The organism is Priestia sp. YIM B13491 (assembly GCF_042787605.1).
Taxonomy (GTDB): domain Bacteria; phylum Bacillota; class Bacilli; order Bacillales; family Bacillaceae_H; genus Priestia; species Priestia megaterium_E.
Genome location: NZ_JBHZOR010000017.1, coordinates 21,252 through 34,566 on the forward strand (window position 1 = coordinate 21,252; position 13,315 = coordinate 34,566).

The window sequence follows — 13,315 nt, forward strand, 5'->3', positions numbered from 1 at the left end:
AAAAGATTTGGGAGGATTTGTATGTCTATTCATTATTTCTGTAGACATTGTGGCGCAAAAGTCGGTATGATAGAAAAGACAGCTCACAATACGGAAGCACTCGGTTTTAATCACCTGACCGCAGATGAACGAAAAGACTTTATTCACTACCATAATAGTGGAGATATCGTGGTTAAAATTATTTGTGAAGACTGTCAAGAAGCGCTAGAACGAAATCCAGACTATCATCAGTACGAAACATTTATACAATAAAAAGCTTTGGTCTCAAACCAAAGCGTTTTTCTGTTTAGTTTAGACATATCATGGGAGGAGGGAATTCCTTTGCGAGGGATTAGACAGCAATTTGAAGAAAATAAAGAAATTGGAGCTGTTGTCAGCAGTTTAGAAGAAGGTTTGAAAGAACAGTTAGTAACGGGAATTTCCGGTTCAGCTCGATCTGTATTAATGGCACTCTTAAATGAGGATAAAAAATACCCCTTATTAGTAGTGACTCATAATTTATATCAAGCTCAAAAAGTGTATGAAGACCTTTTGCATCTTTTACCGGAAAAAGACGTTTTCTTATACCCTGTTAACGATTTAGTTGCTACAGAAGTGGGGATTGCAAGTCCAGAATTAAAGGCTCAGCGAATTGAAGTACTCAATTATTGGAGTCAACATACAGGCGGAGTAGTTGTAACACCGCTTGCAGGAATTCGAAAGCTGCTGCCTCCTAAAGCAAGATGGGAGCAAACACAGCTGCCGTTTCAAATGGGAATTGACATCGATGTTGATCATTATTTAAAAAGGTTAGTTGAGTTGGGCTATGAGCGGGCATCGATGGTTTCAGCTCCGGGTGAGTTTAGTGTGCGCGGAGGAATCATTGACATTTATCCGTTAACAGAAGAGCTACCTGTCCGAATTGAACTATTTGATACGGAGATTGATTCCATTCGTACTTTTACAATCGAGGATCAACGTTCTCAAGAGCAGTTAAAAGAAATTTCAATCGGCCCTGCTACGGAAATCATTGTGAATCAAAATGAAGTAGCCCAAGGAATTGAAGAACTAGAAGCACAGCTGGCTTCGACGCTGCAACAAGTGAAAAACGCAGCACTAAAAGCTACCTTAACAGAAAATATTAAAGGTGAAATCGAACAGCTGCGTCAAGGTCAACTTCTTGAAAATATGTTCAAGTATTTATCATTCTTCTACGAATCGCCTGCTAGTTTACTAGATTATTTACCAGAAGGCGGCCTTGTCATCTTTGATGAGACAACTCGAATTCAAGAAACGTCTGATCAGCTTGAAACAGAGGAAGCTGAATGGATAACCGAATTATTAGGACAGGGGCAAATTGTTCGAGACGTTCAATTATCTCATAAGCTCCCATCTCTTATTCAGCGAGCAAAACATCAGTTTTTATACTTATCGTTATTTTTGAAGCACGTATCGTATACGAGTCCGCAAAATATTATTAATATTTCATGTAAGCAGATGCAGCAGTTTTACGGCCAAATGAACTTATTAAAAAGTGAAATTGAACGTTGGAAAAATGCTAATTATACGGTAGTCCTCTTAGGCGCAGATAAAGAGCGCGTGAAAAAACTTGAAGGTGTGCTGGCAGATTATGATATTGATTCATCTATTTTAGATGGAAATGGTCAGCTTGTGCCAGGTCTTGTTCAAATCATTGAAGGCGATTTACAAATGGGCTTTGAACTGCCAATGCAAAAATTAGCTGTTTTAACCGAGGAAGAATTGTTTAAAAAACGGGTAAAGAAATCAAAGCGTCGTCAAAAGCTTTCCAATGCAGAGCGTATTAAAAGCTATTCAGAGTTAAACGTAGGTGACTATGTCGTACACGTGAACCACGGTATTGGCCGTTACTTAGGAATGGAAACGTTAGAGATTAACGGTAATCATAAGGATTATATCCATATCAAATATGAAGGCTCTGACAAGCTGTACGTTCCTGTTGAACAGATTGATCAAGTACAAAAATATGTAGGCTCTGAAGGGAAAGAGCCAAAAGTATATAAACTTGGCGGAAATGACTGGAAGAAAGTGAAACGAAAAGTTGAGTCTTCTGTTCAAGACATCGCTGATGACTTAATTAAACTGTATGCAGAGCGTGAAGCAAGTAAAGGTTATGCATTTTCTCCGGATGGCGATTTACAGAGAGAATTTGAAACAGCTTTCCCTTATCAAGAAACCGAAGATCAGCTTCGTTCTGTACAAGAAATTAAAAAGGATATGGAACATGAAAGACCAATGGATCGTCTGCTTTGCGGAGACGTTGGATATGGAAAAACGGAAGTAGCCATTCGTGCTGCGTTTAAAGCTGTGACAGATGGAAAACAAGTGGCTATTTTAGTGCCAACCACTATTTTAGCTCAGCAGCATTATGAAACCATCCGTGAGCGTTTTCAAGACTATCCAATCAACATTGGGCTATTGAGCCGCTTTCGCAGCCGTAAACAGCAGCAAGAAACAATTAAAGGGCTAAAAAACGGGACCGTAGATGTAGTGATTGGTACACATCGTTTACTATCTAAAGACGTGATTTATAAAGATTTAGGATTGTTAGTTATCGATGAAGAGCAGCGTTTTGGTGTAACGCACAAGGAAAAAATCAAGCAAATGAAAGCAAACGTTGATGTCCTTACACTTACAGCAACGCCTATTCCACGAACATTACATATGTCTATGTTGGGCGTAAGGGATTTGTCTGTTATTGAAACGCCGCCTGAAAATCGTTTTCCGGTTCAAACATATGTAGTGGAGTATAATCCGGTTCTAGTTCGTGAAGCGATTGAGCGTGAGTTAGCGCGTGATGGCCAAGTTTACTTTTTATATAATCGCGTAGAAGATATTGAACGAAAAGCAGAAGAAATTTCGATGCTCGTGCCTGATGCTAGGGTAACGTATGCCCACGGAAAAATGAATGAAACCGAACTCGAAGCGGTTATTTTAAGCTTTTTAGAAGGCGAATATGACGTGATTGTGAGTACAACCATTATCGAAACGGGAGTAGATATTCCAAATGTAAATACGCTTATTGTCAACAACGCTGATAAGATGGGATTATCACAACTGTACCAATTAAGAGGGCGTGTAGGTCGTTCAAATCGCGTGGCATATGCGTACTTTACGTATCACAAAGACAAAGTACTGACAGAAGTAGCTGAAAAGCGTCTGCAAGCTATTAAAGAATTCACCGAATTAGGTTCTGGTTTTAAAATTGCTATGCGTGATCTTTCAATACGTGGCGCCGGAAACTTACTGGGCGCTCAGCAGCATGGATTTATCGATTCTGTCGGCTTCGATCTCTACTCTCAAATGCTTAAAGAAGCGATAGAGGAAAGACGCGGGTCTGATGGAGAAAATGTGAAATTTAATGTAGAAATGAATCTGGACTTAGACGCGTATATTCCTGATCAGTACATTACAGACGGCCGCTTGAAAATTGAGATGTATAAGCGCTTTAGAGGAATTGAAGCACTAGAAGATATTCAAGAATTGCAGGATGAAATGATTGATCGTTTTGGAGAGTATCCGGCTGAGGTTGAGTATTTGTTTAAAGTAGCGGAAACAAAAGTATATGCAACGCAGAACTTAGTAGAATCTATTCTTCAGTCAAAACAAGAAATTTCTATTCTGCTGTCTGAAGAAGCGAGCTCAACGGTAGACGGCCAAAAATTATTCATGCTAGGTGATCAATTTGGCAGAATGGTCAGCTTAGGTATGGAAGGCAAGAAAGTAAAATTAGTGGTTAATGTAAAAGGACTTGCTCAAAAAGAATGGCTCAATATTGTGTATCAGTTAGTAAAAGGAGTAGCCACTGTTAAAAAAGAACAAGTTACGAATTAAAAAGAAGGCTCATTTTTGAGCCTTCTTTTTATATAGTCGAAATAAAAACCGCCAAATCCCCATGTTTTGGCGGTTTTTTGGACATTTTTTTAATAAAAGCACACTTTTTAACAAAAAAAGAGATGGTTGGTGAATAGAAGTTGTAGAGTGAAGAATACTAACCTCAACAAAGGTGAACCTTTTATCATATAGCCATCAGTGATATTCACCAACTATTTTAATCATCATATGAAAGAGAGGCTTCAATGAATGAAAGCAACAGGTATTGTTCGTCGTATTGATGATTTGGGTCGCGTTGTGATTCCAAAAGAAATTAGAAGAACGCTTCGCATCCGAGAGGGAGATCCGCTAGAGATTTTCGTCGATCGCGATGGAGAAGTTATTTTAAAGAAATATTCGCCAATTAGTGAATTGGGAGACTTTGCAAAAGAGTATGGCGAAGCGCTATACGACAGCTTAGGTCATCCTGTACTTATTTGTGACCGCGATGTATTTATTGCGGTAGCAGGAAGTTCTAAAAAAGAATACTTAAATAAAAACATTAGTTCGTTAGTGGAATCTGTTATGGAAAGCCGCAGTTCTTCTTTAGTAACTGATGGGAAAAACCTTGAATTTGTCGATGGATACGAAGAAAATATTTCTTCTTACACAATCGGTCCGATTATTGCAAATGGAGATCCGATTGGAGCTGTTGTCATTTTCTCAAAAGATAAGTCTCTTGGTGAAGTAGAGCATAAAGCAGCCGAAACAGCAGCTAGCTTCTTATCTCGTCAAATGGAGCAGTAAGCGTAATTATCTTTATTTTACATTATTTACTGAAAAGGTAGCAGTTTCTGCTGCCTTTTTTCATGCTGTCTTACCTTAGAAATAAAGAGAACATGATATAATGGTACGGTATTTTATTTATTGGAAAGTGCAGGATGTTTTATAAGAACAAGGCTCTATTCTAGTGTGGTTAGCGGCTAATAAAAAGAGTTGTTCATATCATTACAAGCTGCAGGTGAAAGGTGTAGGAATGCAGAAACAATCAAAGCTCTATTCTATTTTTAACGGCGCCGTTATTTTAACGCTCGCAGGTTTATTTACGAAAATCTTAAGTGCCACTTATCGTATTCCATATCACCATATCGCGGGAGATATAGGGTTTTATATCTATCAGCAAGTTTATCCGCTATATGGAATTGCGCTACAGCTAGGTACATATGGTTTCCCCGTAATTATTTCAAAGTTAGTAGCTGAGTATGCGGTAACAAATCGGAGAAAGGAAATACGGGGAATACTTCAAGTTTCGTTTGCTTTTTTGTTTGTAGTAGGCTGCACGATATTTGCGTTTGAATATATTTTCGCAGAAACGATTGCCGAGTGGATGGGAGATCGTAAATTAACGGTTCTCATTCAAATTATTTCATTTTCCTTTTTACTTATTCCGTTTATTGCTGTTATTCGTGGTTATTATCAAGGATTACATAATATGTTTCCTACAGCGCTGTCTCAAATTGCAGAACAAGTTGTACGGGTAGGGACTATTTTGTATCTGTCTATTTTCTTGATCCAACATGGTTATGATCTATATACTGCAGGGGCGGGAGCTATTTTTGGTTCTATAACAGGCGGTATCACATCCCTTATTATTTTATTTTTATTTGTTTTTAGAACAAAGACAAATTCTAAGGGAGTATTTCAACGCATAAAAAAAGCAGACATCAAGAGAATATTTAAAATCCTTATTATTCAAGGCTTATTAATTTGTATTAGCGGTATGGGTCTGTTGTTTATCCAGCTTATTGACTCCTTTACTTTATATTCTAGTCTAACGACGCACGGCATGGCTGAAGAAGCAGCACAAATTTCAAAAGGGATTTATGACCGCGGGCTTCCGTTGATTCAATTAGGTACAGTAGTAGGTACAGCTTTTTCGCTTTCGCTTGTACCTGTTATTTCTTCAGCTATTGCGAAAAAAAATCTGTCATTTGTAGTTGAAAAAGTTCAGCTGTCTCTCCGTCTATCGCTTGTAGTCGGAGTTGGAGCAGCTTTTGGCTTGATTGCGCTGATGAAACCCATTAATATGCTTTTATACAGTGACTCCCACGGAACGGACGTTTTACAAATTTTGAGCTTGTTGGTTATATTTACAACAGTAGCAGCAACTGCTGGAGCTGTACTGCAGGGGATGGGAGCTGTTTTCGCGCCTGTAATAGCCGTTATCGCTGGCATGGCAGTCAAACTAATATTGAATCTGTGGCTAATACCAGATTTTCAAACTATAGGAGCAGCCATTGCTTCCTCAGCTGGATTCGCTATCGTTGCAGCAATCAATCTATTTTGTCTATATAAAAAGCTTGCTGTACCTCTTGTTCCGAAAAAGGCAAGTGGAGGTATTTTTATAACGGGCATAGCAATGGTCGTTCTTTTGCAAAGCTATTTATTTTGTTTACATCACTTTGTATGGTCTAATGGTTTAGATACAAGCAAACAAGTGGTTGAAACCGGAGCTGGTGTTTTAATAGGCGGTTTGTTTTATTTGTTTATCATTATGAAACAACATATTTTTACCGAAGAGGAATTACGTTTACTTCCAATGGGAAGTGTTTTAGCTAAATACGTATTAAAAAATAAATAAGAAGGTGAAGCAATGACAGGGAAAGTAACAGTTATTGGTTTAGGAGCAGGCGATTTAGAACAGCTACCTGTAGGCATTTATCGCTTGCTACAGCAGGAAAAGCATATTTATATGCGTACAAAAGAACATCCTGTAATCAAAGAATTAGAAAGTGAAGGCTTGACGTATGTATCCTATGATGACGTATACGAATCGTATGATGCATTTGAAGAGGTGTATGAACATATATCAAATGATTTAATCGATAAAGCTTCAATAGAAGAAGTGGTGTATGCCGTTCCTGGGCACCCTTTAGTGGCAGAACGTACGGTTCAATTACTTTTACAAAAAGGAAAAGAACGAGGCATTCCTGTTGAAATTAAAGGAGGACAAAGCTTCTTAGACCCAATTTTTGGTGCGCTAAAGATCGATCCTATCGAAGGGTTTCAGCTGCTAGACGGAACAGATTTAAAGCGAAGCGAAATAGAGTTAACCGGTCATGTTCTAATTGCTCAAGTGTACGATCAGTTCGTTGCCTCAGAGGTAAAGCTCACGCTGATGGAACATGTTCCTGATGATTACCTCGTTTACATTGTAACAGCAGCGGGAAGCAGTGAAGAAAAAATCCAGCCGGTCAAGCTGTATGAATTGGATAGAGAAATGTCGCTTAATAACTTAACGACTATTTATGTCCCTCCAGTAGAAGACGAAACAATTTTATACCATCAATTTGACGCATTCAGAAAGATTATTGCCACGCTCAGAGGGCCAAACGGATGTCCTTGGGATCAAAAACAAACGCATGAATCGCTCAAGCGCTATTTGCTAGAAGAGTCTTATGAGTTATTAGATGCAATTGACCGTCAAGATGACGATAATATGATTGAAGAGCTTGGTGATGTATTGCTGCAAGTACTGCTTCATGCACAAATCGGTGAAGATGAAGGAATGTTTTCAATTGATGATGTCATTCGCAGTGTTTCAGAGAAAATGGTAAGACGCCATCCGCATGTATTTGGGGAAGAGAGCGTGAATGATGCAGATGAGGTCTTGAAAAATTGGGATGAAATCAAAAAAGGAGAAAAAGGAGAGGAACCTTCTTCTCTGTTAGCTTCTGTACCTGAGGCTATGCCTTCTTTAATGAAAGCGCATGGATACCAAAAGCAAGCTGCAAAAGTTGGTTTCGATTGGTCAGAAGTTGAACCTATGTGGGAAAAAGTACAGGAAGAACTTGCTGAATTCCAAGAGGAAGTGCAGCATGCTGATAAAGAAAAAATGAGCGATGAATTTGGAGATATTTTATTTGCTTTAGTGAATATTGCAAGATTTTATAAAATTGACTCTGAAGCTGCATTAGCTAAAACGAATACAAAATTTTTAAATCGATTTCAATATATTGAAGAAAAAGTGAAAGCTTCTGAAAAACCATTTGAATCTTTTTCGTTAGAAGAGTTAGATGAATTTTGGGAAGAAGCCAAAAAAACAGGTTTGTAAAACAGAAAGGTGAGGGAATTATGAGGTTAGATAAATTTTTAAAAGTATCACGTTTAATTAAGCGCCGTACATTAGCAAAAGAAGTATCAGACAAGGGCCGTATTACCATTAATGGTATCGTTGCAAAAGCAAGCACAAATGTGAAAGTAGGAGATGAATTAGCGATCACATTCGGCACGAAGAAAATTACCGTTAAAATAGAGGCTCTTCAAGAAGCAGCTAAAAAAGAAGAAGCAGCTAATTTGTACTCAATTGTCAAAGAAGAGCGTATTTCATCTGAAGTATAACTGATGAAGGCTTGTTCTAAATCACCTTTCTCATTCATATGTTTTAAACAACAGATAACAAGAGCGAATGCTCTTAATGAATGAGGTGGGGATGAAGATATGAGCCAATTTTACGAAACAAGCAATTCAAACAAAGACCATACTCCAAATCATGATTTAGTGATGAAGGGTCGGCGTCTCTTAGATATCACGGGTGTGAAGCAGGTAGAGAGCTTTGACAATGAGGAATTTTTACTTGAAACAGTGATGGGTTTCTTGTCAGTTAGAGGGCAAAATCTGCAAATGAAAAATTTAGACGTTGATCAAGGAATTGTATCGATAAAAGGAAAAATCTTTGATATAGTTTACTTAGATGAGAACCAATCGGAGAAGGCTAAAGGATTCTTTAGTAAGTTGTTTCGATGAGTTTAAACATTCAGCTCTATACAATGCTTGCGATGGTATCGATGGGAAGCGGTTTAGGTGCTTCTCTCGATACTTATCGTTACTTTGTTAATCGCTCTAAATCACGCCCATGGTTTGTATTTGTGAATGACGTATTGTTTTGGATGGTGCAAGCTCTTCTCATTTTTTATGTGTTGTTTTTAGTGAATGAAGGAGAACTGCGTTTGTATGCGTTTCTTGCTTTGTTTTGCGGTTTTGCCGCGTATCAAAGCTTATTTCAATCACTGTATTTAAAAGTATTAACATTTACTGTCTCGAGCGTATTAAGTTTATATCGAGGTGTTTTAACGCTTAGTAATATTTTTTTGGTCAAGCCTATCCGCTTCTTTATTCATATTCTACTTGTAGTCGCTTTAGGAATCTACCGAGCCGTTCATAAGCTGCTCGTATTCTGTCTAAAGCTTATTTACGTACCGACCAGGTGGGTTCTTTTCGTATTTTGGAGAATGATGCCTAAACCTGTAAAACGATTTTTACATATGGGTTTTCGGTATATAGAAGGAATTTACAATCGTGCAAAGAATATGATAATGAGAATCGTTGCATGGGTGAACACTTTAAAAAACAAGGGGGACGACTAATTCAATGAGTGCGGTACGAAAAAAAAAGGTCGCGAAGTTAAATACTGATTATAGCCATAAACAAGAGCAAATTAAACAAAATACAGATCGAAAGCGTATCGGTTTAATTAGGCGTTTGACTGTTTTTGGAGTGTTGGCCTTAATCATTGGTGGATTGATGGTATCAGCTTTAATTACGCAAACCTCAGCTATTGAGAACAAAAAAGCTGAGAAGGTGAAATTAGAACAGCAGCTGACAAAATTACAAAGCAAGCAAAAGCAGTTAAAAGGTGAAATCGTCAAGTTAAATGACGATGATTATATTAAAAAAATTGCCCGCAGAGATTATTTTTTATCAGAAGACGGGGAAATTATCTTTAATGTAAAAAAAGACTAAACATATGGTTCGTTGACAGTGTATTTTTGCTTTTTGTATAATATAATAAATTGATTTCTTTTATCATTTAAGGAGGAGCATTTTTTTTATGTCAATCGAAGTAGGCAGCAAGTTACAGGGAAAGGTAACAGGTATTACGAACTTTGGAGCTTTTGTTGAGTTACCAGGAGGTTCAACAGGCTTGGTTCATATCAGTGAAGTAGCTGATAATTACGTAAAGGACATTAACGACCATTTAAAAGTGGGCGACGAAGTTGAAGTCAAAGTAATTAACGTTGAGAAAGATGGTAAAATTGGTCTTTCAATTAAGAAAGCGGTAGACAAACCAGAACGTCCGGAAAGACCGGAGCGTCCTGCAAGAGCGCCACGCTCAGACCGTCCACGTGATTCACGCCCACAACGTAATAACAATCGTGGTGGCGGTAATGATTTCCGTACAAAAGAAACATTCGAACAAAAAATGAATCGTTTCTTAAAAGACAGTGAAGAACGTTTATCTTCCCTAAAACGCCATACCGAATCAAAACGCGGTGGACGCGGTGCAAAACGCGGTTAACTTGCTGCTTATATCAAATAGATAGCGAGTTTTTGGAAAGTACCTTTTATCTAAAAGGTGCTTTTTTATATGTAAAAAAGAGTAGAAAAAAAGCATGTACTGTTGTACATGCTTTTTGATGACCCGTACGGGATTCGAACCCGTGTTACCGCCGTGAAAGGGCGGTGTCTTAACCGCTTGACCAACGGGCCGTTATTCGAGTAGCGGCGGAGGGGATCGAACCCCCGACCTCACGGGTATGAACCGTACGCTCTAGCCAGCTGAGCTACACCGCCATTATACGTTCTCTAAAAGACATTTATAATAATATAAAAAAGCAGGGTTATTGTCAATAACTTTTTTGTTATTTTTATAGACTATTATTTGCTTTTAAAAAAGAATGATGAGCATAGGCTTTCTCTGAGGCAAACACTATCTCTGATATTTTTTAAATTGCCATGTAAGATTGTACATCTTTTTGTATAGTTTTCAATATAATACTAGAAAATAGTCGAACGATTATAGGTATTTTGCTAGTTCGTTTGACAAAATTTCACCTTTCGCCGCGATATAATAACGAATAAGTATAATTAGCGGGTGGTGGGAGAATGCAAAAGACGGAAAGAGATTTTGCAAGTCCAACAACAGAGGCGGTATTTAACCGAACTAGATTAGAAATGTCCCGTGTGTTTACAAAGGCGGGTATGAAAACGGAAAAGGTGTTATTTCAATGGGGCTTGTTGCTGCTAGTCGTAGGTTTTTTATTAGGACGAGCGTTAATTTTAATGAAAATCATGCCATTTGCTTTGCCATTCTTTGCGGCTGTAATGGCTATAAAGAAAGAAAAAGCACCGCTAGCAAGTTTAGCCGTATTGGCAGGGGCATTTAGTGTTTCCATTCAAAATGGAGGTACCGTATTTGCTACACTATTTGTTTTCTTACTAATGCATCGATTTAGCGGCATACTGACAATGGATCCGTTAAAGAAGCTGCCGTTCACTGTATTTAGCGCGATGTTACTTACAAAACTAACTATTTTTTATGTGTTTACCAAGGAATTCACCATGTATGATTTTACATTTGTGGCAGTAGAAGCGGGGTTGAGCTTTATCTTAACCATGATTTTCTTACAAAGCGTGCCTTTAATTTCATACCGAAAGCGAAAACAATCATTAAAAACAGAAGAAGTGATTTCTCTAATTATTTTGTTGGCATCTGTTATGACGGGGACAATAGGGTGGATGATTTACGGGCTTTCGGCTGAGCATATATTATCTCGTTACTTAGTATTAGTTTTTGCGTTTGTATCTGGCCCCACGATAGGAGCTACGGTAGGGGTCGTAACCGGTTTAATTTTAAGTTTCGCGAATGTTTCTAGTTTGTACGAAATGAGTTTACTCGCCTTTTCCGGCTTGCTTGGAGGACTTTTAAAAGATGGTAAAAAGCTAGGGGCAGCTCTTGGGCTAGTTGTTGGTTCATTGCTAATTGGCCTATATGCTCAGGCAGATCAAGGATTGACGACTAATTTGTATGAATCACTGACGGCCGTTGTTCTATTTTTATTAACCCCATCTTTTGTTTTGAAAAACTTAAGTAAATTAGTACCAGGGACATCTGAAAATATGCTTGAACAACAGCAGTACGTACGTAAAATCCGAGATGTAACAGCGAATCGTGTAGAGCAGTTCTCAAATGTTTTTCAAGCACTTTCCAAAAGCTTTACGCAAAATGGGTTTTATGATGAAAAGCCAAGCGCAGATAAAGAAGTTGATTATTTCTTAAGCAGCGTTACCGAAAGGACGTGCCAATTTTGTTTTAAAAAAGAACAATGTTGGGCACAGCAGTTTGATACAACCTATGAATATATGAAGGAAATTATGCTTGAAGTTGATAATGGCACTCTTGAACAAAACCCAAGACTAATTCGAGAAATGGACAAACATTGTGTGAAATCGAAAAAAGTCATCGATGTGATTGAGCATGAACTGACGTATTTTAAAGCCAATCAGCACTTAAAAGCCCAAATTCAAGAAAGTAGAAGGATTGTAGCAGAACAGCTTCACGGTGTTTCTGAAGTCATGGGGAATTTTGCAAAAGAAATTAAGCGAGAGCGCGAAAATTTAAATGTACAAGAAGAACAGATTTTAGAAGCTCTTCGTAACTTTGGGATGGAAATCAATCAAATTGAAATTTATAGCTTAGAACCTGGAAATGTAGATATTGAAATGTGGGTGCCATATTGTCACGGAAGAGGAGAATGCGAGAAGATTATTGCGCCAATGCTTACAGATATTTTAGGTGAAAGTATTGTAGTAAAGAACGAAGAATGTGCTAAATACCCTCAAGGCTATTGCCACGTTTCGTTTGGGTGTACAAAAGCGTACGTTGTTGATACAGGCGTAGCACATGCTGCTAAGGGCGGAGGGTTTGTATCCGGTGACAGCTACTCCATGATTGAGCTAAATGCCGGTAAGTATGCACTAGCTATTAGCGATGGTATGGGGAATGGAGAGCGTGCCCACTATGAAAGCAGCGAAACGCTTCAGCTGTTAAAACAAATTTTACAAACAGGAATAGAAGAGACAATTGCAATTAAATCGATTAATTCTATTTTATCGCTGCGTACAAACGATGAGATCTTTTCTACGTTAGATTTAGCGATGATCGACTTACAAGATGCCAATGTAAACTTCTTGAAAATCGGTTCTACGCCAAGCTTCATCAAACGTGGAGATAAGGTGATTAAAATACAGGCAAGCAATTTGCCAATGGGCATTATTGAAGAATTTGAAGTGGATGTTGTGAATGAACAAATGAAGGCGGAAGACTTATTAATTATGATGAGTGACGGCGTATTTGAAGGACCAAAACACGTTGAGAACTACGAAATGTGGATGAAGCGAAAAATTGGAGAGCTTCAAACAAACGATCCACAAGAAATCGCAGACTTAATTATGGAAGAAGTTATTCGAACAAAATCAGGTTTAATTGAAGATGATATGACGGTAGTTGTGGCAAAACTTCAGCACAATACTCCGAAATGGTCATCGATTCCTTCTTACGCTTATCGTAAAAAAGCACAATAGTTAGATAGAAGTATATTTTATCTCCTCCTCGTCTATCATGTTAATACTGATAATGAGGAGG

The 13,315-nt window shown here is 38.1% G+C and carries 11 protein-coding genes and 2 tRNA genes; 11 read left to right on the forward strand and 2 right to left on the reverse strand.

What is annotated here, in order from left to right; translation table 11 throughout:
• Positions 1 to 21: 21 nt before the first annotated feature.
• From fin to ACFX4E_RS26575, 10 genes are all read left to right on the forward strand, one after another.
• Positions 22 to 252, forward strand: coding sequence for an anti-sigma-F factor Fin (gene fin, locus ACFX4E_RS26530; protein ID WP_013054869.1), 231 nt, complete (start codon positions 22 to 24; stop codon positions 250 to 252).
• A gap of 69 nt (positions 253 to 321) precedes the next feature.
• Positions 322 to 3,852, forward strand: coding sequence for a transcription-repair coupling factor (gene mfd / locus ACFX4E_RS26535; RefSeq protein WP_043979015.1), 3,531 nt, complete (start codon positions 322 to 324; stop codon positions 3,850 to 3,852).
• A 249-nt stretch (positions 3,853 to 4,101) separates the two neighbouring features.
• Complete coding sequence (gene spoVT / locus ACFX4E_RS26540; protein ID WP_013054872.1) at positions 4,102 to 4,638, forward strand: stage V sporulation protein T; 537 nt, start codon at positions 4,102 to 4,104, stop codon at positions 4,636 to 4,638.
• A 229-nt stretch (positions 4,639 to 4,867) separates the two neighbouring features.
• Positions 4,868 to 6,472 carry a putative polysaccharide biosynthesis protein gene (locus ACFX4E_RS26545; RefSeq protein WP_114324566.1) on the forward strand — a complete coding sequence of 535 codons (1,605 nt, stop codon included), beginning with the start codon at positions 4,868 to 4,870 and terminating at the stop codon, positions 6,470 to 6,472.
• Positions 6,473 to 6,484: 12 nt separating this feature from the next.
• Positions 6,485 to 7,945 carry a bifunctional methyltransferase/pyrophosphohydrolase YabN gene (gene yabN, locus ACFX4E_RS26550; RefSeq protein WP_060744939.1) on the forward strand — a complete coding sequence of 487 codons (1,461 nt, stop codon included), beginning with the start codon at positions 6,485 to 6,487 and terminating at the stop codon, positions 7,943 to 7,945.
• A 20-nt stretch (positions 7,946 to 7,965) separates the two neighbouring features.
• Entirely contained in the window at positions 7,966 to 8,232 is a 267-nt protein-coding gene (locus ACFX4E_RS26555; protein ID WP_013054875.1) for an RNA-binding S4 domain-containing protein, read from the forward strand.
• A 99-nt stretch (positions 8,233 to 8,331) separates the two neighbouring features.
• Complete coding sequence (gene yabP / locus ACFX4E_RS26560; RefSeq protein ID WP_013054876.1) at positions 8,332 to 8,637, forward strand: sporulation protein YabP; 306 nt, start codon at positions 8,332 to 8,334, stop codon at positions 8,635 to 8,637.
• Positions 8,634 to 9,257 (forward strand): spore cortex biosynthesis protein YabQ, encoded by a 624-nt coding sequence (yabQ, locus tag ACFX4E_RS26565; protein ID WP_050691224.1) that lies wholly within the window; start codon positions 8,634 to 8,636, stop codon positions 9,255 to 9,257. Before yabP ends, yabQ begins: the two co-directional genes overlap by 4 nt.
• Before the next feature lie 4 nt (positions 9,258 to 9,261).
• Positions 9,262 to 9,633, forward strand: a complete 372-nt coding sequence (locus tag ACFX4E_RS26570; RefSeq protein ID WP_013054878.1) for an FtsB family cell division protein — start codon at positions 9,262 to 9,264, stop codon at positions 9,631 to 9,633.
• Positions 9,634 to 9,721: 88 nt separating this feature from the next.
• On the forward strand, positions 9,722 to 10,189 hold the full coding sequence (locus ACFX4E_RS26575; protein WP_013054879.1) for a S1 domain-containing RNA-binding protein: 468 nt from the start codon (positions 9,722 to 9,724) through the stop codon (positions 10,187 to 10,189).
• Positions 10,190 to 10,308: 119 nt separating this feature from the next.
• Here the strand turns inward: ACFX4E_RS26575 and ACFX4E_RS26580 are convergent.
• Positions 10,309 to 10,380 (reverse strand) — tRNA-Glu (locus ACFX4E_RS26580).
• 10 nt (positions 10,381 to 10,390) lie between these two features.
• A tRNA-Met gene (locus ACFX4E_RS26585) sits at positions 10,391 to 10,464 on the reverse strand.
• A 312-nt stretch (positions 10,465 to 10,776) separates the two neighbouring features.
• On the opposite strand from ACFX4E_RS26585, the gene spoIIE reads away from it, so the two are divergent.
• Positions 10,777 to 13,254, forward strand: a complete 2,478-nt coding sequence (spoIIE, locus tag ACFX4E_RS26590; protein WP_050691226.1) for a stage II sporulation protein E — start codon at positions 10,777 to 10,779, stop codon at positions 13,252 to 13,254.
• Positions 13,255 to 13,315 lie beyond the last annotated feature (61 nt).

Bases quoted from the DNA above. Each gene is read 5' to 3' on its own strand.
- yabP (WP_013054876.1), top strand. From the start codon at position 8,332: ATGAGCCAATTTTACGAAACAAGCAATTCAAACAAAGACCATACTCCA.
- ACFX4E_RS26575 (WP_013054879.1), top strand. From the start codon at position 9,722: ATGTCAATCGAAGTAGGCAGCAAGTTACAGGGAAAGGTAACAGGTATT.
- ACFX4E_RS26545 (WP_114324566.1), top strand. From the start codon at position 4,868: ATGCAGAAACAATCAAAGCTCTATTCTATTTTTAACGGCGCCGTTATT.
- fin (WP_013054869.1), top strand. From the start codon at position 22: ATGTCTATTCATTATTTCTGTAGACATTGTGGCGCAAAAGTCGGTATG.
- spoIIE (WP_050691226.1), top strand. From the start codon at position 10,777: ATGCAAAAGACGGAAAGAGATTTTGCAAGTCCAACAACAGAGGCGGTA.
- ACFX4E_RS26570 (WP_013054878.1), top strand. From the start codon at position 9,262: ATGAGTGCGGTACGAAAAAAAAAGGTCGCGAAGTTAAATACTGATTAT.
- ACFX4E_RS26555 (WP_013054875.1), top strand. From the start codon at position 7,966: ATGAGGTTAGATAAATTTTTAAAAGTATCACGTTTAATTAAGCGCCGT.
- yabQ (WP_050691224.1), top strand. From the start codon at position 8,634: ATGAGTTTAAACATTCAGCTCTATACAATGCTTGCGATGGTATCGATG.
- spoVT (WP_013054872.1), top strand. From the start codon at position 4,102: ATGAAAGCAACAGGTATTGTTCGTCGTATTGATGATTTGGGTCGCGTT.
- yabN (WP_060744939.1), top strand. From the start codon at position 6,485: ATGACAGGGAAAGTAACAGTTATTGGTTTAGGAGCAGGCGATTTAGAA.